Annotated in this window: 27 protein-coding genes and 2 pseudogenes; 3 read left to right on the top strand and 26 right to left on the bottom strand. The window is 42.7% G+C overall.

Annotation, left to right across the window (positions count from 1 at the left end):
- Positions 1 to 6: 6 nt before the first annotated feature.
- From L1N82_RS20630 to L1N82_RS20610, 5 genes are all read right to left on the bottom strand, one after another.
- Positions 7 to 1,473 carry a sensor histidine kinase gene (locus tag L1N82_RS20630; RefSeq protein WP_235289356.1) on the bottom strand — a complete coding sequence of 489 codons (1,467 nt, stop codon included), beginning with the start codon at positions 1,471 to 1,473 and terminating at the stop codon, positions 7 to 9.
- 3 nt (positions 1,474 to 1,476) lie between these two features.
- Positions 1,477 to 2,199 carry an ABC transporter permease gene (locus L1N82_RS20625; protein WP_235289355.1) on the bottom strand — a complete coding sequence of 241 codons (723 nt, stop codon included), beginning with the start codon at positions 2,197 to 2,199 and terminating at the stop codon, positions 1,477 to 1,479.
- The gene (locus tag L1N82_RS20620) at positions 2,199 to 2,921 is read right to left on the bottom strand and encodes an ABC transporter ATP-binding protein (protein WP_235289354.1); all 723 of its coding nucleotides are present in this window, start codon (positions 2,919 to 2,921) and stop codon (positions 2,199 to 2,201) included. The genes L1N82_RS20625 and L1N82_RS20620 overlap by 1 nt, the downstream gene beginning before the upstream one ends.
- 34 nt (positions 2,922 to 2,955) lie before the next feature.
- A complete protein-coding gene (locus tag L1N82_RS20615) occupies positions 2,956 to 3,933 on the bottom strand; it encodes a hypothetical protein (RefSeq protein WP_235289353.1) in 978 nt (325 codons plus the stop codon).
- Positions 3,934 to 4,375: 442 nt separating this feature from the next.
- A complete protein-coding gene (locus L1N82_RS20610; RefSeq protein ID WP_235289352.1) occupies positions 4,376 to 4,705 on the bottom strand; it encodes a hypothetical protein in 330 nt (109 codons plus the stop codon).
- A gap of 368 nt (positions 4,706 to 5,073) precedes the next feature.
- Between L1N82_RS20610 and L1N82_RS20605 the strand changes: the two genes are divergently transcribed.
- The 3 genes and pseudogenes from L1N82_RS20605 to L1N82_RS23630 form a co-directional block, all read left to right on the top strand.
- Complete coding sequence (locus tag L1N82_RS20605) at positions 5,074 to 6,177, top strand: NAD(P)/FAD-dependent oxidoreductase (RefSeq protein ID WP_235289351.1); 1,104 nt, start codon at positions 5,074 to 5,076, stop codon at positions 6,175 to 6,177.
- Positions 6,177 to 7,181 carry a DUF3231 family protein gene (locus L1N82_RS20600; protein WP_235289350.1) on the top strand — a complete coding sequence of 335 codons (1,005 nt, stop codon included), beginning with the start codon at positions 6,177 to 6,179 and terminating at the stop codon, positions 7,179 to 7,181. Before L1N82_RS20605 ends, L1N82_RS20600 begins: the two co-directional genes overlap by 1 nt.
- Positions 7,182 to 7,297: 116 nt before the next feature.
- Positions 7,298 to 7,608 (top strand): annotated as a pseudogene (locus tag L1N82_RS23630) (transposase); the annotation flags it as partial.
- Between the two features lie 77 nt (positions 7,609 to 7,685).
- Here the strand turns inward: L1N82_RS23630 and L1N82_RS20595 are convergent.
- From L1N82_RS20595 to L1N82_RS20495, 21 genes and pseudogenes are all read right to left on the bottom strand, one after another.
- Positions 7,686 to 8,045: a hypothetical protein gene (locus L1N82_RS20595; RefSeq protein ID WP_235289349.1), complete on the bottom strand. Its 360-nt coding sequence runs from the start codon at positions 8,043 to 8,045 to the stop codon at positions 7,686 to 7,688.
- A 156-nt stretch (positions 8,046 to 8,201) separates the two neighbouring features.
- Positions 8,202 to 8,345 (bottom strand): annotated as a pseudogene (locus L1N82_RS20590) (serine/threonine protein kinase); the annotation flags it as partial.
- A 50-nt stretch (positions 8,346 to 8,395) separates the two neighbouring features.
- Entirely contained in the window at positions 8,396 to 8,953 is a 558-nt protein-coding gene (locus L1N82_RS20585) for an AAA family ATPase (RefSeq protein WP_235289348.1), read from the bottom strand.
- Positions 8,954 to 9,662: 709 nt separating this feature from the next.
- Entirely contained in the window at positions 9,663 to 10,259 is a 597-nt protein-coding gene (locus tag L1N82_RS20580) for a YdcF family protein (RefSeq protein WP_235289347.1), read from the bottom strand.
- Between the two features lie 274 nt (positions 10,260 to 10,533).
- Positions 10,534 to 11,073: a stalk domain-containing protein gene (locus L1N82_RS20575; protein ID WP_235289346.1), complete on the bottom strand. Its 540-nt coding sequence runs from the start codon at positions 11,071 to 11,073 to the stop codon at positions 10,534 to 10,536.
- A 721-nt stretch (positions 11,074 to 11,794) separates the two neighbouring features.
- Complete coding sequence (locus tag L1N82_RS20570) at positions 11,795 to 12,310, bottom strand: GNAT family N-acetyltransferase (protein ID WP_235289345.1); 516 nt, start codon at positions 12,308 to 12,310, stop codon at positions 11,795 to 11,797.
- A gap of 78 nt (positions 12,311 to 12,388) precedes the next feature.
- On the bottom strand, positions 12,389 to 12,814 hold the full coding sequence (locus tag L1N82_RS20565; RefSeq protein WP_235289344.1) for an NUDIX hydrolase: 426 nt from the start codon (positions 12,812 to 12,814) through the stop codon (positions 12,389 to 12,391).
- On the bottom strand, positions 12,801 to 13,256 hold the full coding sequence (locus tag L1N82_RS20560) for a GNAT family N-acetyltransferase (RefSeq protein WP_235289343.1): 456 nt from the start codon (positions 13,254 to 13,256) through the stop codon (positions 12,801 to 12,803). The genes L1N82_RS20565 and L1N82_RS20560 overlap by 14 nt, the downstream gene beginning before the upstream one ends.
- 183 nt (positions 13,257 to 13,439) lie before the next feature.
- A complete protein-coding gene (locus L1N82_RS20555; protein WP_235289342.1) occupies positions 13,440 to 13,787 on the bottom strand; it encodes an HIT domain-containing protein in 348 nt (115 codons plus the stop codon).
- A gap of 29 nt (positions 13,788 to 13,816) precedes the next feature.
- The gene (locus L1N82_RS20550) at positions 13,817 to 14,281 is read right to left on the bottom strand and encodes a GNAT family N-acetyltransferase (protein WP_235289341.1); all 465 of its coding nucleotides are present in this window, start codon (positions 14,279 to 14,281) and stop codon (positions 13,817 to 13,819) included.
- A 346-nt stretch (positions 14,282 to 14,627) separates the two neighbouring features.
- Positions 14,628 to 15,014, bottom strand: a complete 387-nt coding sequence (locus L1N82_RS20545; protein WP_235289340.1) for a VOC family protein — start codon at positions 15,012 to 15,014, stop codon at positions 14,628 to 14,630.
- An 82-nt stretch (positions 15,015 to 15,096) separates the two neighbouring features.
- Complete coding sequence (locus L1N82_RS20540) at positions 15,097 to 15,405, bottom strand: hypothetical protein (RefSeq protein ID WP_235289339.1); 309 nt, start codon at positions 15,403 to 15,405, stop codon at positions 15,097 to 15,099.
- 408 nt (positions 15,406 to 15,813) lie between these two features.
- Positions 15,814 to 16,545 (bottom strand): DUF1361 domain-containing protein, encoded by a 732-nt coding sequence (locus L1N82_RS20535; protein WP_235289338.1) that lies wholly within the window; start codon positions 16,543 to 16,545, stop codon positions 15,814 to 15,816.
- 227 nt (positions 16,546 to 16,772) lie between these two features.
- Positions 16,773 to 17,300: a GNAT family N-acetyltransferase gene (locus L1N82_RS20530; protein WP_235289337.1), complete on the bottom strand. Its 528-nt coding sequence runs from the start codon at positions 17,298 to 17,300 to the stop codon at positions 16,773 to 16,775.
- Between the two features lie 175 nt (positions 17,301 to 17,475).
- Positions 17,476 to 17,916, bottom strand: a complete 441-nt coding sequence (locus L1N82_RS20525) for a GNAT family N-acetyltransferase (RefSeq protein ID WP_235289336.1) — start codon at positions 17,914 to 17,916, stop codon at positions 17,476 to 17,478.
- A 174-nt stretch (positions 17,917 to 18,090) separates the two neighbouring features.
- On the bottom strand, positions 18,091 to 18,543 hold the full coding sequence (locus L1N82_RS20520; RefSeq protein ID WP_235289335.1) for a GNAT family N-acetyltransferase: 453 nt from the start codon (positions 18,541 to 18,543) through the stop codon (positions 18,091 to 18,093).
- Positions 18,544 to 19,331: 788 nt separating this feature from the next.
- Complete coding sequence (locus L1N82_RS20515) at positions 19,332 to 19,754, bottom strand: VOC family protein (protein ID WP_235289334.1); 423 nt, start codon at positions 19,752 to 19,754, stop codon at positions 19,332 to 19,334.
- Between the two features lie 259 nt (positions 19,755 to 20,013).
- Positions 20,014 to 20,442, bottom strand: coding sequence for a GNAT family N-acetyltransferase (locus tag L1N82_RS20510; protein WP_235289333.1), 429 nt, complete (start codon positions 20,440 to 20,442; stop codon positions 20,014 to 20,016).
- Positions 20,443 to 20,759: 317 nt separating this feature from the next.
- Positions 20,760 to 21,119 (bottom strand): hypothetical protein, encoded by a 360-nt coding sequence (locus L1N82_RS20505; RefSeq protein ID WP_235289332.1) that lies wholly within the window; start codon positions 21,117 to 21,119, stop codon positions 20,760 to 20,762.
- 73 nt (positions 21,120 to 21,192) lie between these two features.
- The gene (locus tag L1N82_RS20500) at positions 21,193 to 22,062 is read right to left on the bottom strand and encodes a GIY-YIG nuclease family protein (RefSeq protein WP_235289331.1); all 870 of its coding nucleotides are present in this window, start codon (positions 22,060 to 22,062) and stop codon (positions 21,193 to 21,195) included.
- A 115-nt stretch (positions 22,063 to 22,177) separates the two neighbouring features.
- Positions 22,178 to 22,687 carry a GNAT family N-acetyltransferase gene (locus L1N82_RS20495; protein ID WP_235289330.1) on the bottom strand — a complete coding sequence of 170 codons (510 nt, stop codon included), beginning with the start codon at positions 22,685 to 22,687 and terminating at the stop codon, positions 22,178 to 22,180.
- Positions 22,688 to 22,752 lie beyond the last annotated feature (65 nt).

Here is a 22,752-nt window from a genome sequence, read left to right as displayed (position 1 = left end):
CTCCCGTTACGTTGTATCCTGAGTGATTGGAATGGTAAACAGCACAGTCATGAAGCGTCCCGGCTCGCTTCTCGCGTATATGCTGCCGCCATGCTGCGCAACAATCTGCTTCGCAATCGCAAGTCCGAGCCCCGAGCCTGCCACGTTCTGATTCCGGTTCGCATCCCCGCGGTAAAACCGCTCAAAGATCCGATCCAGCTCATCTGGAGCCATACCGGGACCATTGTCAGTCACCGCGATGACCCATTCCCCCGTCTGCCTGCCGAAATGAACATGGACATAAGGGTCTTCTTTGTCCATAAACTTCACCGAATTGCCGACGATGTTAAGAATGACGCGCTTGATCTTCTGGGCATCCATTACCGCGACAGCATCGTCCCCTGCCTCGTACTCACCCGTCAGACGCACACCAGCACTCTCGTATTCCATGCACAGCTCATGCATCGTCTGCCGGTAGAACTCCTCAAGCTGCACCGCCTCGAAGTGGAATCTCTCCTGCTTCAGATCCAGCTTGGAGAACAGGAACAGATCATCAATCATCCGGTCCATATCCAGCGTCTTCGAATGAATTACATCCATATACTTCTTCAGCTTCTCCGGATCGCTCGCGATACCTTCCCGAATCCCCTCCACGTATCCTTTAATCGAGGTCAGCGGTGTCTTAAGATCATGTGAAATATTCGAAATCAGCTGCTTGCGGCTCTCCTCCAACATCAGCTGCGCACTAATTGCCCGCTGCAGCTCGCTGCGCATTTTCTCATAGGAGCGGACCACGCTGCCAACCTCGTTGCGCACCTTCGAATGCAGACTGAAGTTGAGATCTCCCTCAGCGATACGGCGGGAGCCCTGCTCGAGCTGCCGCAGCGGCCGCACAATATCCTTCGTCGTAATCCAGATCAGCGGAACCAGTATGATACCGAGTAGGACTGCAATCCCTATAAACACGAAGATCTGGAACCGGTTGCCCTTGCTCCCCGTTTCCGTCACATCAGCAATCAGATAATAGGAGAGGGACCCTGGGATTTCCGGAAAATCATAGCGCACGGAGAGCAGATCGCGCCCCTCCCACTTGCTGACCACGAATGCCCCATCCGTTTGCTCTTCCGGGTTCGCTATGTCCCGCTGCAGCTGTTCAAGGAATGCCTCTTCTTCTCTTAAGTCACCATAGCTTTCCCAACGTTCCCCTTGCCGGACAACTACGAAGCCCCCGAACGGCTTCAGCTGATCCCCCATCTTATCCGCAAAGGCGGGGGATGTTACCTCTTCCGGCGTATACCGCTCTGCATAACGCAGGTCCACGAACAGATCAATGCCCCGGTGAAACGCATCCTCCGGCGTTTGCTCCTTCACTATGCTGTTCGCGAAATATGTGATGATCCCTGTGATGATCCCTATCCCGGTAACCGTGACAATAACGGCAGTCAGCAAAATGCCGACTACATACGTTAAAATAAGCTTTAGCCGAATGGACATAGTTTAGTATTCTTTCCTTTGGAAGGCCAATAGGCCCGTTATAGTGCCCATAATATAGTAAGCTGTCAAAAATAGCAATGTCGTAATAGTTGCGCCGATATCGCCCGCATACAGCAGCGGGTGTATCCAACCCGTAACGCCGGTTACGAAGAGCCGGCCCAGTTCCGGCTCGAACAACCCGGTGATGCCCATCGCCAGCCAGATCAAGACACTGACTACCATCCCGACACTGCCGCTGCCCATCCACAGCGACACGCTGTTTGCCAATACAACCAGCAGCCCGCAAAAGAGAATCGCGCCGCCAAGCTCGGCCAGCATCACACCCAACGCCGATAAGGCAGGCATCCCCTGAAAAATGATGCTTCCTACAAACGTTGGCACGAACACACTCAGAACGATCAAGGCGCCAGCCGTCCATCCCGCGAGTATTTTCCCTGTAAAGAGGGACTCCCGGCTGAGTGGCAGCTTCAGTCCATTCTTGATTGTGCCGTCCTTGAACTCGCTGACCATGAGGTCGCTTCCGAGCGACACCATGAACAAGGGAAGAATGACCGTAAGCAGCAGCTCCAGTGCAGTCACCGGCAGGCTTCCGCTCAGTCCGATGCGCTCACCGATGAAGACGAAGAGAACACCAATGAGGAACGAGAGCAGCAGCAGCACCTTCAGCTTACCTCGGCGCAGCAGCTTGCGCAGCTCTTCACCAATGAGATAAATGAATGGCGCCATCATGCCGCCCCGCCCCTTTCCCTGGCTGTACAGCTCAAGTAATAATCCTCAACACTTGCGAACGACTCCAGGATCTTTGCAGTGCTTGCGGTTTCGACATGCTTTCCCTCATAAATAATACATGCATGCGTGATCCAATCCTCGATCTCGTGTACCTGGTGCGAAGAGATGATGATGCTCATGCCTGTCTCGGCCACAAGGCCGCGCAGCATGGCCGTCATCTCTCGTCGTCCCTCAATATCCATACCAGAGAACGGCTCATCGAGCATCAGGAGCTTAGGCCGGTGAAGCAGCGCGCTGCCAAGCTCGATCCGCTGCTTCATGCCTGTGGAGTATTTTCGGATTTTGAGCTGTTGGTGCTTAGCCATTCCCACGAGCTCAAGCGTCTGCTGAATCCTCGCTTCGTCAATTCCCGGATAAAGCTTGGAGTAGAGTCTCAGATAATCACAGCCCTTAAGATAAAGGTACGGGGACGGCTCTCCGATCATGAAGCCCATATGCGGCCGCGTCAGCTCGGGCCGATCGGCGATAGAGACACCATTCCAGCGTGCTTCCCCACGGTCCGCAGTGATCCAGCCGGCCATCGCCTGCAGCGCTGTCGTCTTCCCGGCACCGTTCGGCCCCAGCAGGGCTGCAACCTCACCGGGATGAACGGTGAGGTTGAGCCCCTGGATGCCTCGGCCGCCGGGGTAGACCTTTGTAAGATCAATAACTTCTAACATAAGCAAGGCCCTCCCCCGAATCGTGCTGTCAGCTTTAATCTTGGAACGCTTCGGCGTCAATGATCACTGCGGTTTTACCAGCAGCGTCATACGCATCAGGCGTCGTCTTGTTGATGCTGCTGATGCCGCCTGCACCTTCCAGCTTCACGCGGTGAGTGACTCCCTCTTCGTCCTTGCCGCTCACCTCGAGCTCGCCCTTCACGCCTTGAAGCCTGTTATCTGGATCTACCGTCAGCTGCAACCGCACATGTTCAATTGCTGCGTCCTTCGTCAGCTCCGGAAGCTGCTCTTCAAGGTTAAGTTCCTCGAATCCCTGGAAGAAAGGAATGTCCTTGATAAGCTCCAGCTCTGCCGGTACTTCAGCTTCAGCCGCAATCGTATGTTGGTGTTCATCCTTACCGGCAGCCGACGCGACGTCCATCAGCAAACGCACCGCAAGCGGAACCTCCTCCTTGCTCACGTCAACCGTAATCGTCTTCGAGCCATTCGCATGGTTAACTACACTGAAGTCGTCCTTCAGATCGCCGACTAGGTAATCGAGCAGCGCCTCTTCCGCCTTGTTCATAGGGCGATGCTCGGCGTCTCCCTCTTCTTGCTGTTCATGGTACCTGCCAGTGTGCTCATCATCCAGGTTGACCACCTGATAGTGCAGACCGTGTGTTTCATCTACGAGATAGAGCTTGTCGTCGCCGCTGCTGTACACACTGCCGCTGCGCTCAATACCCATGAGGTTGAAGTCGAAATCACTGCTTACGCTTTGCTGAATTCCCGCCTCCTTCACCTTCGCTGTGCCGTCAGCCTCGAGCACCGTCTCTCCATCCACCTTAACTGTGAAGCTTCCATTCAGTGTCGCACTCTCTAGCGTTTGCTCTGACATCTGATTCGCCTTCAGCACTTCTTTGAACGCCTTGTAGCCCTCTGTGTTCGTTGTGGAAGCAAAGGCCGTCACCGTAAACATACTCACTGCAGCCACCGCCGCGCCAATCATCAATACTTTGGTTTTCTTTTTCATCTCGAACTCGCTCCTTTAAGGTTGTATGGTTTCTCTCGTGCTTACAACCTTAGTCTAAAGGAGGACTCTAAACTCCCTCGAAACCAAACATAAAATATTTCTAAAATGCATGATTGCGTGATATTGCATTTTGCCAGACACGGATAACGAAACTCACACACGCTAAACCTTCATTTTTAAAGCCTGTTTAATTGTAAGGAATCTGAGCAGTCTTAATTGGGTGATATTCGCTATATTACTTGGATTATTAGGACATTAGCGACGCTCACTTTCGTTACAGAATAGAATCGGCCTTAACGAGGCGAATAGGGTGTGTGACATTCGTTAAAATTATTTACGGTGCTCCGGTGCCAGTTTGCTTAACCTTGATCAAATTGATAAATAACGACGAAATCGGCTACATAAGAGGGTGATATGCCGACAGATCCAGCCAGGTTTAGCTTTATTTGTGGTTCTCAAGCGAATAAACAACAACACCGCCGAAACCATGTCCATCTTGGTTGTAGGCTGGCGCTGAATCAAAATTATGTACAAATTCATACTCCCTGCCATGCACTTTCACTGTAACCGCTAATGTACCGTCATCCTTCAAAAATACAATAGACTCAATCTCTTTAGCAGCAATATCTTCATAGCTCTGCACTTCAATCTCAGATAAATCCTCAATTTGTACGACATGAATATCATAGTTATTTAAACTTGTTCCCCGACCGGTCTGGATAATAACTGCTGCTTCTTCCTTTCCATCGCCTGTAGGATCAATATAAAACAACTGAGGTGGTGTCCCTGTATCTCCAGGTACGTAGTGTGACCTGCTCTGTAAATGTTATATCAAACTTCTTCTGTCCCATGTAAATCTCCTCATCTATTCGGAACAGGGTCAGAGTTTTTCGAAACGTACGCCTCTAGTAACCAAAACGGACTTTTCTTTCACCTATGTTCGAGGATTCGATTTGCATTGGAAATTTGTTAATGCGTGTATTCAAACTGCTAATGTAGAATAAATCCTGGATATAATTCGCAGCTCGTAATACCAAAGCACACTCGTCTAGAATAGGACCCAACCGGATTGCATGAATATTGTTTTCCAAACGAGGTACCATATAATCACAAATACAATAAAGGTGATGAGTGTTATTTATGAAAATAGCCATAATGGGAGCAGGGTTATCGGGCTTAGCCTGTGCTATTACACTTGAGAAAAATGGCATACAACCGACCATATTCGAAAAACGTAGCAGGATTGGAGATCGGTTTGTAAATGGGGAAGTTTTACTCTCAATATTTACTCGCCCTGTTCACGATTGTATTGCTTCCCTTTCTGAGGAGTTTGGTATATACCTCCAGCCGACCTCGAATATTCAGAAAATGACGATTATATCAAAGAATGAGAAGGCAATAATTGAAGGGCAATTGGGCTTTACCAATATCCGCGGAAGAGAGGAAGACTCATTTGAAACCCAACTAAGCCGGCAAGTAAAATCGCCCATACATTTTCACTCAGAAGAAACTTACGAACAGTTACTTGCTAATTACACTCATGTTGTACTTGCGACGGGAGATGGACATTACGCTAAGAAAACTCGGAATTTCAGGGAAGATCTCACCGTATCGATTAAAGGAGCGACCGTCGAAGGGGAATTTGACAGATATGCTGTCATGACATGGGTCGATTATGACATTGCACCATATGGATACGGGTACCTCATTCCATTTTCTGAGAAAGAAGCTAATATTGTGATCGCCATCCCTGATATTCCCTCTAATCGAGGGGTTGAACTTTGTGAACGATGGGAACCGTTTCATCAAAAAGTTCGAAGTGAACTGGGCCAGCCACTCTCAATTACGGATAAATTTCAAATCACTAATTACCCGATGGGCATTTGTAAGTCAGCTAGGATCGGCAACACATTTTACGTTGGAAATTGCTTTGGCAGCATGATGCCATTTATGGGTTTTGGTCAATATGCTGCTCTGTTGACAGGAGTTTATGCTGCTTATGATATATGCGGTCTTGGTAAGTTCGAGGAATTGTCGATTCCTTTACGCCAAAGTTATGAGAATTCACTTGTTTTACGCAGAACCATGGAGCATATCGGAAATCAGGATGTAGACCGTGTTATACGGATGCTGCAAGGATACCTTGGGAAAAAGCTATTTCAAACTAAACGGCTTAACCCTCTCAAGATAGCGAGTTATTTAATGCGACCTTATGTAAAATACAAACAAGGAGTGACTTCCTGATGAGATCGCCCGATTCAGTCTCTTTAACCGCTTCGGAGCTCGGATATTTATGGACGGGGACAGCAATAAATGATATGACATCGTGGTTTTTGCGTGTTCTTCATCAGCATGCAGCAGATGTTGAGATTAAACAGTTACTAGCTTCTGCCTTACAAATGACGAACGAATTTATTGATATAAGGAAACAGTTGCTAACCGATGACAACTATACGCTTCCACTTGGATTTGGAGCATCAGATGTAAGGTTTGAAGCTCCTGTATTATTTACAGACCGTTTCATGCTGCAATATCTTAAAATCGCGATACGATTTGGCCTTGAGTTTCACTCCAAAAGCTTGGCATTAGCAGCTAGGACCGATGTTCGCGAATGTTTCGCTTTAAGTATCACGAAATCAGTACAGCTCGTTCAGCAGATCAAGGAGTTGCTATTACAAAAAGGAATGTTTTGGCGAACGCCGTCTCTGCCTTCAGGAGAATCTCCAGAAGTAATTCAAAAACGAAGCTATCTCAACGGATGGTTTGGAGATACTCGATCATTGAACAGCATGGAACTCGCAAACCTGTATGACACAATGGAGATGCTCGCCCTAATGGAAAGCTTATGCATGGGATTTGCTCAGACATCGGAAGCAAAAGACGCAAAGCAATTATTCTTGAAGGGAAGGTCAATTGCCAGAGACCAGTTTCATTCCTTGTCAAAAGTGTTGTTGAAGGACAATTTGCCCATTCCTCCAACCTTTGAAGCGGAGATTTCGGATTCTACAATTAACGTATTTTCTGATCGATTGATGGTATGCCACATAGCAGGATATTTTGGTTCAATTATTACCCAAGCCGGTTACTCACTCGGTTCTTCAATGAAACATGATTTAGTAAAACTCTATACGACATTAATTGGAGAAGTTGGGATTTTCGCTGAAAAGATTACCAGTTATCTAATTGACAATGAATGGTTGGATAAAGTACCAGGCGCGGTTGACCGGGAAGCTTTGTTGGACGTTTAAAACTTAAGGTTATTCCTATTGCTCGAAGTGGAGCGTCATGGCGCGATCTGCCGGAATATTATGGGTCATGAAATCTGTTTACACTCGATTTCGACACGCTGGGAGAAAGCAGGTATGACGCCTCTATCGTCCTCGTACACCAGCATAGTGCTGGCGCAAAAGGAGGCCAGCCAAGCAAGCGATTAGTCGATCCCGAGGAGGCATAACTACCAAAATTCATGCAGTAGTTAATGTGTTAGGATGCCCTCTTCGCATCGTGCTTTCCCCCGACAACACACATGATGGTGTGATCGGCTATGAGATGCTTCAGGATATGGACTTAACCGATAAGCAAGTAATTGCTCATCGGGGATATAATTCGATTCGTATTATGCTGCAGGAACAACAAGCCATATCGGTGATCGCACCTAAAAAGAACCGCTTGTGACAGCGAAAACTACCGTCGCTTGGCCACTCGCTATGAGATGTTGGCTTGTACCTTTGCGGCCTTTTTGTCCTTGGCGTCTAGCTTAAGCTTGGTCTGGCTTGTTTTGGTTTGAAGACATGCCTAGTCAAATACCGGTCAAATCGTTCCAATATATAAATCTCACCAAGAGATAAATATGCCGAAAGGAATTCTTGGAGATTTCTTGCAACCATCTTTACTTCTTCGCCAAACATCATTGGTTGAATGAACAAAATTGGTGCTTCATCTAGATTGATAATAGAACCTTCCCCGGTAGAAAATGCAAAATGATCCCCATCTGCTCCTGTATGTCCAAATACAACAGCATCATCTGGAGTACAATCGTACGCAAATCCAGGTTCTCTCCTAATATATATCCCCAGATAATCATAGAGTGATTCTCCAGTCTTCTCAGACAATTCTCGGTCCAGCTTGTAAAGGGTATCTATAACAGAACTATTGAGTCTATTAGATGATTGCATACTTCACCTCGTATAGATTGTTTACCTTGTACCCACAAGTTTAAGAAAAACAAAAAACCTGAGGAATAACCCAGGCTACCAATAACCCAACCTTAAGCTTAAGCACAGATTCCCTGAGTCCTGCTTGTCAAAGACGGCAAACACCGTACCCAAATTCTCCAGCCACCGAAAATCATGACGATCCTTAAGCTGAAACGTAACCTCATCAATTGTCACCAATACCGTTTGTTCCAGCATCAGCTACCTCCACATGTGTAATAAGCTGCAGAATGCTGCCCGCTGCACACTTACAATAGGAACCGTTCCTTAACCATTCTGGCGACTTCTTCGGGACTCATCTCCGTATTATTAATTCTTACATAATTGCTCCGCGATATTTCCCCTGCATAGGAGTTCAGCCTGTGTTTGTCCATAGTGGCTCTTAGATCTTGTTCAGACTGTTCCGTGTTTCTCTTGGTAGGCTTCTGCTCAAGTCTGTACGGTGTGACATTGCGTTTTAGCCTCTCTTCAAGACTGCTTTCCAGTTCAACAAAATAAACCTCTGCTCCCTTCGACTCGAAAATCTCACAAGTCTGATTAACAAACTCCCAATCTTCTTGCAGATCGAAACCCCAAACATAGGTGAAAATAAGTCCGTATTGGTTACTGGAGGCGTACGTTTCGAAAAACTCTCTTCTCAACAGATTAGCTAATCTCCAGGTCTCGCTCCCGAAACCGAAGAAAGGATGGAATAACTCAATTGACATATGATTATGAAATAATTTCAGATCGGTTATTTTCGTCAGCTCACGGCCAACCGTCATCTTACCGACAGCCTGCGGTCCAAATATGAGGATGAACTTCATAGCTACCACTCCTATCGATAGATCTCATGCAAAATTCCTCTGACCTTGTCCCACTGCAGCCTATCTAGCCCGCAGCCAATCATGTCTTGACTTTTTTCCTCTCTTCATCTCCAGGTGTTCATGCCACTTGGTGGGTTATGTAACCTAACAACGCTGCCAATGCTAATAATCCTATATAATAAAATCTGCTTATCAATCCCCCACCTTCCAACCAATCTATCTCCTGTTGGCTTGCGCTGGTAGTTGACCTAATGAATGCCCGTATAAGCTCTGGCAAGTAGATTAAATGCGGAAGGGTTGAGAAGTAAATGTACACAGAATCTGAAGTGTAATAATCTGGATAGTGGTAGTGAAATCGCGAGACAACAAAGTTTACAACAAGTATACTGAATAAAACTAAACGATAGCCTCTTCGATTGGCTTGATTTCTTAAATACTTATCCAGAATAATGAGGTACGCCACTATAGCTGTTCCGCAAATTACAGTACCCGTCGAATCCAATAACTTAGAAGATTCCTGAGAGCTGAAAGCGATATACCAGAACTCGACGAATAGACTAACCTGTACACAATTACTAAGGATAACAACCTTGTGAGTATTCAAAATGTTCGACCGTCTTTCTCATGATGTTGTTAAACATAAAGTTCTCAATTAAATAGAAACCATACTGGCTATTGTCATCTATAAATCCTTTCTCTACTGAAAAACTCAGCGGAATGGCTGACTAATCAAATATCCTGCGTAGTAGATCAATTCGCGTAAGAAGAACGGAACCTTGCTGCCGAGTGTCTGATAGGCCGATGTTTGAGTTGGCGATGAGTAGGCTTCCATCCCCATATTGTTGGCTATTACAATGGCCCGCTTCATATGTAACGGATCACTTACGATCGTAAATGTTTTCAGACCATACTCTGAGGCAATCTCATGAGCGTACCGGAGATTTTCTTCCGTGATGGTTGATTTCGTCTCAATGAGAATATCTCCCCTACTAACACCGTTCTTAAGGGCGTACTCCCTTGCAACCTCTGATTCTGCATACTTATCGCCTGTTCCTTTGCCACCGGTGAAAATGATCTTATTGATGTATCCATTCTCATAAAGCCAGATGGCATGGTTTATCCGTTCTCTTAAAACCGGGGATGGTTCATCGTTCCAGGCGGCTGCGCCCAGTACCACGGCTGCGTCAGCCTTAACGAGCTGATTGTTCCAGCTGAATGTCCATATGCTAATTCCCAGATAGACTGTAACACTTAACAATAGAACGATTAAGACGACGACTGCCTTGATCCATGTTTTCTTGGACATGTCTATATGTATCCCTTACCTTCCAAAGCTAATAGCTGCAATGCCTTCAATTATAGCATCCCATCTATTTTCTGGAAATCATGATTAGGGAATCATAAGTTGCAGCATTCTTGGCGGCCTGCCTAAACAGCAAAAATCCCAGCGGGAATAGATCCCGCCAGGACAACATTAGGGTTAATTTGAGTCTGAGCTCTTCAACATCATGAACTTGCTTCATTTATCTCTCTCTTTCTTTGGATGCTGCTGGCTGAAATGTATATTATGACTTGATTAGTTATCTTTCATAAATCATTTGCACTTCGACTCCTGTTACCTTGCTTAAATCGTCGAAAGTAACATGCTGAACTGTCTCTTTTTTTCCCGAAGGATAATTTACAATCAGCCCCGAAATCTCGCTAATTTCCTTTTTGTTTTTCCCATAGAATTTCAAGACATAAGCTCCAGTATGGACTTTTTCCTTCCATGCATTCTCAATTTCAAAGAATACATCCCATCCGTATTGTGCTTTTCTAACTCTAATATTTCGAAAAATAAAATCACGGTCTTCGGTAATATCTCTTATATAATGAATCTTCTCACTATTCTTACTTGTAATCGTGATCCTTTGATTCTTCTGATCCCAAGTAACGTTAGTATTTAACATTTGAGCAACTTCCCTGAGAGGCACATATGTGGTTCCTTCAATAACCTTGACAGGACTTAAAGATTTCACACCATTAATAGTAAGGGTAACATCTCTTGAAGCATGAGCGCCAATGACAAAAGAGCACACCATTAAACCAATTAACAAAGGGACAAGATATCTTTTCTTCATCAATAAAATCTCCTTAATCCTACAATGGTTTTCAAACTCAAAACGGTGAATGAAATCAAAGTTGTATAGCGATCTAGTCGTTACCTTCCTCCATGTTATTACAGAACAAGTGTCTTTTGCACTTATGTGTGGGTTCTCGATATCCATGCTGTATCTACTTACGTCTCAACTCTTCTGTCAACTGGTCTACTTTATCTTCTATCCTCTTCAAGGCGGCTTGCGTTTCTTTTGTATGCTGTATTAATCGGTTTACAAACTTATATAGTCCGACAAAAAACAATATAACCAGCGACAGAAGGATCAGCGGGTATATGGCCGAAACCCAATAAAAATCCATAATAGCCTCCTCTATATTTTTAATTGTTTTTTTATCTCAGCGAATCCATTAGACTGTGAAAATATAAAGTGTTCAAACATATAAGCATTTTTTACTCGTCAGCTCGTTAGTCATGATGCTCCTATGATTCAATTAATGTTTGACCATTGACAATTCACACAGGTCTCGCAGACCTTATGAAACTCTGATATATCTTTATACTTCTTCGTCTTAAGTATCCATTCTTTCAATTCTGCAGCTGTATCTGACGGACCGCCATGATCCGCGAAGCAATATTCCCAACATAAACTTGCAGGTATTACCTCCTGTTTTCCCGGGCATATCACTGAATTCATCGTTGTTCTCCCTAAGACCGATTTCGTTAACGTTAATGATCTGTTCCACTCAGTTAAAAAAAGCTTCAGGGTATTTTAATTCTCCTTTGATTTCGTTAAGTTCCCCATCCTCTACTTCGTAGACCATAAACACTTCATCTGGGACCACAAATTGCTTTAATTCCAATCCGAACTTTCTTGCTGGCTGGAATCCGAGCTTCGGATAATAGGTTGGATGCCCTATTAACAAAATAATGCCATACCCCAAAGCTCTGCACCTTCTTATGCCTTCCTCGATTAGCATCCTGCCAATTCCTTGTCTTTGATATTGAGGTCTAACTGCTATTGGAGCCAATACAATGACATCATACTGGTTATCGTGATCTTCTACCAACGCTCTGCTCATTAGCATGTGACCAATTATTTGTTCCCCAGCTTCTGCTACAATCGACAAGTCAGAGACGAACGCTTTAGATTTCCTTATTCTTTCAATTAACTCCGATTCATCTTCCCTATTACCGAAAGCTTCGTAATTCAGTTTGTACACTTCATCGTAATCCTCTACTGTCTCTGTTCTAATGTTCATATTAGCCTCCGAGCTAATAGTTATGGTCTTAATTCATTAATCAGTGCACACTATACTGAGCCAGGTCTTAGAATACCTTCAAATATTATTCGTATCGTTAAATTCCACAAAAAAAGGCTGCAGCTCAGGCTTTAAACAGTACTCAATCCGTTGTCTGAAATCCTTCCATTCTACTTTGTTAAGTGCTTCTTCGACAGGGAAGAATCCTGACTCCAAGCTTTCAGAGGTTTGTACTAATTCTCCTCCTACTGGTCTTGCTAAAAACAAAGTGTTACAAATTGAATTACCGACATTTTGAAAAATTCCGCAGAATTTTATGATTTCGATGTCGATCCCCAATTCTTCTTTTGTTTCTCTGATTGCTGCTTGGCTCAGGGATTCTCCTTCTTCCACCTGACCACCTGGCATCTCCCAGCCTCTGCGTGGTCCTTTAATAAGCAGCAATTCATTCTTCTCATTCACAACAATAACTGCTGCTGAAAGTATATGTTTAGGAGTACTCATTCCACTGCTCCTTTACTGAGGGTCTTATGCAGTACAACCTCATCCTGTTTGCGATAGCCTTTTGCCATATAGGTATGTATCGCGGGTTCGTTTTCTTTCCCAGTAAGTATTTAAGGCTTGTTACACCCACGGCCGATAATTCTCTTTCGATGAAAGATATCATTAACGACGCCAGCCCTATTCTTCTGACTTTCTCCCTCACATACATTTCAGTTATTTCGCCCATTAGATTTCGATAGCAAAAGGACTGGAAATATTGGGCACACGCAAACCCAACAGGTATGCCATCCAGTGTACCTAACACAACCAATTCTTTTGAGTCTGTCAATCGTTTACGAACTTCTTCTTCATCCATGAGGACGCCGTTAAAATCATAATTCAGCTTCATTAAAAACTCAGCATCTTCACTAACTGCCCGTCTGAACACGATTTCCTGATTCATCCATCCACCTCTGTACCAGATCCCTTAACAATAACGCATCTAAAGCGTTCAACCCCCGGGTACTTCTCTCCTAGACTATGTATGGCAAAACCTAAGCTTTAGTGCCATCGCCATACACACACAAAGACAACAGTTCAATAATTGAATTCCTTAATGACAGATGGAGGTCTTCTTCGAGGACAACTAAAATTCCCATATTAATTGCCGTCCGCCTATGACGTGGTAGTGGATATGATATATTTCTTGCTGTCCGTGAACTCCAGTGTTCGTGACGACACGGAATCCTGTTTTATCAATGTTTAAGATTTTCGCAACCTGTTGTATCCCAAGATGGATTTTCATTATGTATTCCTGATCTTCTTCCTTAATATCAAGCACATTCCTGATATGCTTCTTGGGAACAACAAGGACATGTGCATTCGTCACAGAATGCAGTCCATAAAAGGATATAACGTGGTCATCCTCGTAAATAATCTGAGCTGGCTCTTGCCGATCAATGATTCTACAAAAAACGCAACTGTTCTCTATCATAACCTGCCCCTTTCAGACTTAGCTTCGCTCTAGGTCTCATGTGAATATAATAAAATCCCATCTCTTCTGTTCCAGCCAGTCTTGGTCCAGAAGTGTTTGCCAATCTCGTTATCGGCAATGACCAAGATATGGCATCTATGTATGCCTTCTTCGCTCAGCCTGGATAAACTGCGCTTGACCAGCTCTTGAGCAAGCTTCCTTCCCCGAAAATCCTGATCCACAGCAACATGGTAAAGATAGCCCCGGCGTCCGTCATGTCCGCACATAACGGTCCCGATAATTCTATTCTCATCTATACATACGAAGCTCATGCCTGGATTCCGCCGCAGATAATAATCAATAGCTTCTTCAGAGTCAGCCTCGCTAATAGCCAACCCCTCTGTTCTATTCCATAGTTCGATTAAGGAAGGATAATCTTCGGCTACCATTTCTCTGATCTCATGCATCGTTGACATCCCTTTCACAACAATATCGTCAGTCTGCTGGACTTCCATTCATTTGGAATTAGCTTCAAGCACGTAACTCCCATGCTCAATCTTGAAGAGGTCTATACGTTGCCTCTGTCTTTATACTTTCTTCTTCTCTTGCAGCTTATGATATCTATACCGTGCAGTTAACAGTGACAACACCATGCCAACTATTAATATTATAGCTTGAAAATTAATGTTTCCCTCGTTTATATAACTAGTAACAAGCTCGAATACGCCATACAAAATAAACAAAACGATGAACAACATAATAAATTTCCATACACCCAGCATGCTGATCACCCTTTAACCGGTTAATTTTACGGTATATAGTCCTTTCACACTCCCGTGTGTATCATGCATGACCGATCCCTTATGCCAGCCAACCCGACCATACATCAAAGCGATTACCGTTCAAATCGTAAAATCGGAAGTTCTTTCGGTTGCCATCATATAACTTGATTTCCGAGACGCTTACCCCTCTTTCTTTCAGGGTTTCATAGGTTTCTTCTATGTTGTCTGATCTGTAAGTGAGTATATGCATGTCATAGTTCTCACCTTCCCAATGATCCGTTCTGTAGGTGAGCTTCACGTCTTCTGGATTATTTACAGTTACCAGCATGATCTCCGGACCATAACCCAAATCAAAGCTATAACCCGTCCAATGAAAGCCAAGCTTCTCCTGGTACCATTTAATGGATTCTTCCCGGTCAACTACAGGCAAATAAACACTATCAATATGACCTACGATATTCTTCATCTCAATGGCCTCCTCAAATCAAGTCTATTAAAGATCATTTTCTTTTCTTCCATTATGTAATTTTAGACGGGTTCGGTCTTGTCTATGTCCATCGGTACCTCTGCACAACTTCTCCTGCATTCGTGTTCCTACTACTGGGGCTTTGAATTATTCGCATTCCAGTTATCTTCATCTCTCTTGCAGTTCTCTTGATTAGCGACTCAAATTCTGCAAGGGCTAAATATATCACACCCATGATGAAGGCTATCCAACTCAGTACCAGCGGACCGTTACCCACGGTGTCCAACATGGTTTCAAACAACTCCTGATTCCAAGATGTCAAACCAGATCCAATGATGGCCGCCGCTATACACAGCAGTGCTATGCCTGCAGATCTTTTATTCATCTTCACCTCCTGTTCTCCTTCGCATAATCCTACCGTCTGAAGCCAAAATGCCCCACCCTTAGAGAGCTCTTATCTCTAGGCTGGGGCGAGTGTCGTCCGAGCTTCTTCCATGATTATACATCTAACACGTTTACGACGATAGCTCTGCTGCGAGTTATCCCGCAACATTTCACATCTTCAAGATGTCCTCGCTATCCAATTAACTGATATATACCAATTCCAACGATAACAGCCCCGAGGATAGCCCCGGTAACTTTAAGATATATGGAAAACAAGCGATCTGCGTCACTGGTGTCGGCCGCTGGGACTTCACCGAAGTGTATTGTTATCCATTGCGGGTCATATCGTTTCGTGTTCCGGTCAAATGACCATTCCCATGATTTTTCAACCCTGCTGAACACGTCTCCTATGCTGTTATTGTCTTCTTTGAGGCTCCTTGCTTTGTTCCTTGTTCGCCAACCAATACATCGGAACGTAGCTTAAGACCATAATCATAAACATAAACTTGCAGAACACAAAGATAGGGTTAAACTGAGTACTATCCGTCAGCATCATATAAGTTTCTTGCAGGATATGCTCTGGTCTTGTTAAGACATCCCAGCTGTTCCAGCGAACAAACCGGCCAATGTAAACACCGAAACTGCTCAGCACCAATATAGCCATAGCAGCGATCCAACCCATAATTTTACCGTAAGATTTTCTGATTAGCATCTGAATTGAATTCAAAGAATACCAAGTTAACAATAGGCCAACAAGCGCAACAAAAAACAAGGTAAATAAGTGCTGCCAGAATTCCATATCTACCCAAAAGCGTTGTGTCGGATCGTAGCTGTAATGAATGAAGATGTGCAGCAATTCGGTTACAAGATAAGGGGAATTGGGGAAGAATAACAGCCAAATCAGGCTCACTATACTGACCAACATTATACGAACCAGCTTAACTGAAACCAGGTATACAGCATCTAGAATTATGGCAAGCAATACAGGTACCCACGCCAAGAAGATATCCCAATATAAAAACAAATACGGTCTTTCGCCCAATTGCTGAATACCATGAACATTCATTAAACAAATCACAGTAGCAATTCCTAGCAAGATAAGTCCTTTGATTTTGTTAGAATAATTAAGTTTAAGGAATTCCTGCATTTCAGCCTCCTTTATTGGAGCTTATATATTGGCTGCTCTATATTTCTTTTTCATAGAACGGCAAATCATCTCATCCACTTAATGCCGCTAGGAACAATCCGCATGCTTATAGCAGCGAAATACCCTTTTAACAAATCCCTTTGCCTGCTCTTCTTTAATTGGCCAGCCAAAATGATCTTCCATTGAATAGTGTTTACTCATAATAAGTCACCTCGAAGTGTCCTAGTTCAAAGCTTCTTTATCATATGTATATCTAAGGGTTCCAGTCTAAATAATTCTTCGTCTATTTCCTCAGTTAATTCACCGCCGTTACCTCTGTAAAAACTTACTGCCGATTCCGTTTCGGTTGATGAAATATATAAACGGGCTGCTCCTCGTCTTCTGGCTTCTTGACTGATATCATTCATTAATCGTGTCCCTATCCCTTGCCTTCTGTATGTCTTGGACACATACATGAGATCAACCTGCAGCTGATCTTTCTTTTTCCCCCTAAACTTATGGCCAAGCACCGCAAACCCTACCAGAATATCCTTATCAAAGGCTCCAAAGGCTTTGCCGCCGAGTTCTAGTTCAAGCTTGTATCTGTTAATCATCTCTCTAGCTTGGTCCCTGTCCCAATTCGGGCACTGATGTCCTGCAGGCACTTTAACAACGTCTCCGTACTGCAGCTCATAGATAAAATCAATATATTCCGACCGGTCGATCTCAACCAGCTTCTCGGCATCGCCGATAGTAAGCTCTCTAAAGATAATCATTCATTAATACACTCCCGTGTTCATCAGGCTCTATAGATCCCGTGATTAAGCGAAATACCATAGTATCTCCACCGATTAGATTAGCTTCTTCTTTGAAGTAATCTACGAATTTCTTAGAGTTTCCAACGTAGTTGCGGTGTTAGAGAATGGTCGTGCTTTCTTTATAATCTCACAATTATCCGATGCTTTTGCACATGAACATCAATCTATCAATCTCCTGAAAACCATTCTTTTTATAGAAGTATTCCGCAGGAATTCCCTTGTCCGTAAGCAGCGTTATTCTTTTAATGCCTGTACCCACTAAGTTAAGTTCAAGATAGTTCAATAATTCTGTTCCCAGTCCATTCCCTTGGCTTCTCTTACTAACACACATTTCATTAATAAAAAACTCATCCCCGCTCCACCACCTCTTACAGACACCAAAAATAAACCCCCTAATTTCTGCACCTTCTTCGGCAACAACTCCGATGAACCCAGGAGTATTCGTATAATCAGATAAATACTTCTCTGCAATGTCGGTTAACCAATTATCGTTCCATGGTTCTTGATTAAAAACATCTATAAACAATTCCGTACAACCTGATATATCCTTATCTAAATAGAATCTTATATTCATAATAAAACGCCTTCTTTCATGTTTATCCAACTTGTCCTTGGAACGATTAGGATTATGAAGTTTACACGTCAGCTGAAATAGTGTAACTCCCCCAACTGCTTTAACACTATCCTCTCCCCAGCGTGTAAACACCGTTATCAGAAGCCAACGCTTTGCTTGAATTTTCTCGAGCTATCATTCTTTAGTCCAGTTCTTCACAAAATTCATTTGGTCCTTTGTAAATTTATATCCACGATTCTCATAAAACCTGTGGGCACTCTTACGGCTTGGATGGGATAACAACTTTATTCCAGCATATCCGTTATCTCTGGCCCATTCTTCAAGACGATCCATTAACCTGCTGCCAATACCCATACTTCTGTATTCTTCTTTTACAACAAAACCTAATATATTTATTAGCGAGTCGGAAAACAGCAATTCATAAGGACTTCCATGAATATATCCTAATACCTCGTCGTTATGTTCATACACAAAGATAATATCTTTAGTTCGGCTACAAATGATTTCAATTTTTTCTTTTACCCTCCCTTCAGAAAAAAGCTTCAAACTAGAGTTAAAGTCTTGATTTAACATATAAATATTATGATAATCGTTCACATGAATCTCTCTGATTCTTCCTTCTATCATCTATTGCATCTCATCTCTTAGAAAATTACTCTTACGATAAATGATTACTGACCATGATTAAGACTGTATAGATCTGTGCATGCTTGACACGTTAACTCGCTCGCCCCCCCAGTCTATGGGGACAGAGGGAATCAGTAGCAGTACGATACGTAAATTCGATATTTTGTGATGAATATGCCTTATTTCATGAAGCGTTATTGATCCGGTATATGAAATAAATTACAAAAGCAGTCACAATAATGAAATTTATACTAAGAACAGTTATCCCAATAATCACTTTTTTTCTCTTGTTATCTCTTCCACTTTGTAAAATCCTTTGATCGAATGCCGCAACATTACCACATAAAATAAAGATAGCGGTACAAAGGGCCATGATTATGGCGTATGTATGCGAGGACATTTTCTCGTCAATGTACGGGACATAACATATAAATACGAATACTAAAGCGACTAGGCCCAAAACCACACTGACCTGTCCGAGTTTAGATAGTTTTAAGAAGTCTTCTGTGGTTTTTATACGTAAATGCATATTTTATTCCTCTCGAACTTGACTTAGCTGGGGTGCGACAGCGACCCAAGGCGTTATCTTATTACTCATTGATCTCCCACTGTGGATTTCAAACAATTTCCCAAATGTGCCTGTCTGGATCCTGGAAGTATCCTGAATATCCTCGCCTACTGCTTACTAGATTAATAAATGGCCTCAATAACCCTGCTCGCAAGACCAAAGGGCGTAGTAGCGACGTGCAAATCAATACAGTGTTAGCTGCTATCATTAGCTTTTCGTCTCAATACCCTCTGTATTGAGGCAGCTTTAAATCAGGAAATTCATTGACTTCTATTAAGTTGTGATCCGGATCTTTAATATAAAAATCTCTATAGGGTCCATTCTCTCCTGTTCCATATTCATTAATTTCCGTTACGCTTAACCCTTTCCATCTCAATGAATCGTAAAATGCTTCAAAGTTAGATGTCTTAAAACTAATCACTGGTGTTTCCTGGTTGTCAGCTATAAAAAATAGTGATTGAGGCACTTCACTTTTCTTTAAGAATAATAATGGCCCTTGAGGCAATTTAAGATTGGCGGAGTCTTCTTGTTCCCAAATAACTTTGTAACCGAATACATCAACATACCATTCAACTGATCTTCTAATATTCGTACACGGGAGATAAATCTGTACGACTTCATTTATAAAATGCAAAGCAGCCACTCCTATTAACTAGAGTTTTCCTTACCGTTCTCATCCAACATGCCGTATGCATGAATTTATCGCTATCTGTTCACACAAAAACACACCTGGTACACCTTTGGAAATAAAGGTTAACATAATGTACGAACCCCAGATTGTTCCCTAATCCCACTTCTCAGCCAATTGCCTCTGCTGATCGAGGGCCGATAGGCCCGATGCGTGGTGCTGTGTTATATGAAGTCAGCCTCTTCTTCCAAAAGGCCACAACTGTTTTTTGCGCTTAAAGATACTTTTTGAATGCTTTACTAGACTCCCCATCATATCCTAACTTATCGTAAAAGCCATGTGCTTCAATTCTTGAAGCGCCGCTCGTAAGAAAAATCTTAATACAATTCTTCTCCCTACATATGCCTTCTATAAATCTCATTAACTCAGAACCGTACCCTTTTCCTTGTTCCTCTCTTCTAACGATCACTCTTTCAACAACACCAAACGATCTGGACTCCACTAGAGCGTCCATGCAAAGATGTAAATGAGCCGTCCCAACAATATCACCCTCCAATTCGTAAACAAAGAGGAAACTATTCGGATTTTCCTTTACTTCATTTATTCTATCCTCCGACACTCTTATCATAGGATTATTAGGTAATAGCTCTTTATACAAATTTTCAAGCTTTTTTGCATCATTGACTTCCGCTTCACGAATCATAATATCTCTCCTTCTCTCCAACTGCTTTCTTGTAATGCTTGTATTCACCAACTCCCACAGCTTAAGCTGTTGTACGATCCGCATAGGATCGGGTCGCCGGATCGCAGACCTAACCAGTACAGGGTTGTCCGCTGACTCGGCTGCTCTTGGAACTGCTTCTCGCGAACCGAGCGGCGAATGCCCCGATGTGTTAGTGGTGTTATGCGGTGCCTAAGTCTTCTCAATTCAAATTCAATATCCTAAATCTCTAAAAATTATCTGAAGCTTATTAATTGAAGCACCTGATTTTTGAAATCCAATACTTCTCTTTATTGTCCTTAAATAATTCCTTGATCGACTTTATGTATTAATTCTTCAGTCAGTCTTCTAACTTCATTTATGTTTCTAGTGTAATATTTAAATATTGGTTCATTCCAAGATTCAACCTGTAATTTCATATCCTCGCTGTATACAACTAATATCAAGCAATATTGTCCTTCATGGTTAAATCCTGGATACCATCCCAGATCGATAATTCTACTTCTTTTCAGATTTATAATTTGTAAAATGTCTTCATTGAACTCCCATTTGTGCACATAATCATCATGATCAAACAAATCTGGATCTACTTCAGTAAAAATATTACGTTCAATAATCCATTCACCCGATAAATCAAATTGAATTACTGGTAATGTCATATATTTTTCTTCCTTTATGTTCATCATCCTAACAGGTATCTCAGCTACTCTCGCCTCTTTGACAAAGCAACCATCAGGAACCTACTTGTCTATTCTCGAATTCATCTAAGCTTAATCCATTTCTCAGTTTCCATTCTTTTCTGCCATTCATCGAACTGTTTCTGACAATAGCTGCTGCTGCAGAAGGAGATTTAAAATCAACATCCTTACATAATTTAAAATAGCTCTCATTCTCTGAGGCTACGAAAAACCCTTCTTCCTCGAGTTGCCTTCGTAGCTTTGCATAATTATGACTAGCAAAGCTACTTACATGATCTTTTCTAATGTACGAGCCTGTTAATAGCCTATATGTTCCTTCTACTATCATAAGCTTTGCTTGTTTAGCATTCTCACCTTTACCTCCAGGAACACTCATATAAAAAACGTCGCTTTCTTTTTTGCTGTTATCTGTGTTTTGAGGGTCCATTTGAGTCTTTGTAAAATCTATGATCCCTAAGTTATTAAGCACAAAGATAATGTTCTCATTAAAATCACTCATGTCATCGCATTCAGAAACAGGCAATTTTGAACCTGGTGGCGTGATTCCGTTAGTGGTCTCTATAGTTGTCTTATTTTTGAGAGCTACTTCATAAAGTTCTTTTTCAAGGTATCTAACATGTGCCTTTGTTAAATTAGCATCTTTACTGATAAATACTACAAAATCATTCCACCAATCTTTTTGCTTAAACTGTTCTGCTATTCGTTTATTTACTTCATCCGCTTCTCCAATGTAAATCTTCTTTTGATAAGAATCTTCTATTTCAGAGATCAATATGTAAATTCCTGGGGAAGCCAATTCTTCAATGCTTTGAAGTATTTGAACATGTTTCCTCTGGCCAATATATGCTTTACCTGTCCAATTGCTAAGCTCGGCTGTTTTTAAACTCTTATATTTCTCTCCCATAATGTAAAGCTTGTGTCCGCCTGAATCCTCTTCCTCGAAATGCCTCGAGCAGATCGAGCGACGAATGCCCCGAAGCTGGTACACTGTGTTATCGGATGCCCTGCCTTCTTCGAGTCTACTTATAAAAATAAGTCATTAATTCCTCGTCATATCCTTGATCTCTATATTCTAAAGCATTTTTCTCTATTCCATATGTTTCAAACCCTAGTTTCTTATAAAGATCTATTGCCGCTTGGTTTGTAGTTACAGCACCTAGATTTATTTGTTTCAAGCCTTCTATTTCTTTTCCTCTATTAATTACTTCCTTTAATAGTTCTTTAGCAATCCCCTTGCCCCGATATTCCGGTGAGACATAGACTCCCCAAATCATTCCTTTATGTTTAAGTTTTATTCCTTGTTCTCTTCTAAATCCGACCATTCCAGCAGCTTGGTCTCTCTCTGTAAAAGCCATCAGTATATAATTGTCACTCTCGTTTTGTATTCTCTTTACAACTTCAGATATCGGAGTTTTCACGGAATCTTCGTATGTTGCTCCAAATGCTTCAGGATTCGTCTTTAATGCTTCCAGCCTCAACTTCCAATACAATTCAACGTCTTCTTGTTTTATTTCTTTGATATAAAACATCTATAAAATTCCTCTCGATAATATTATGGTATTGCAAGGGTTTCCGATAACGTGCATGTATTCAC

This window comes from Paenibacillus tarimensis (assembly GCF_021532315.1).
GTDB classification, from domain to species: Bacteria; Bacillota; Bacilli; order Paenibacillales; family Paenibacillaceae; genus Paenibacillus_I; species Paenibacillus_I tarimensis.
The sequence above is the reverse complement of the archived record's forward strand: the minus strand, read 5'-3'. Positions and strand labels throughout refer to the sequence as shown.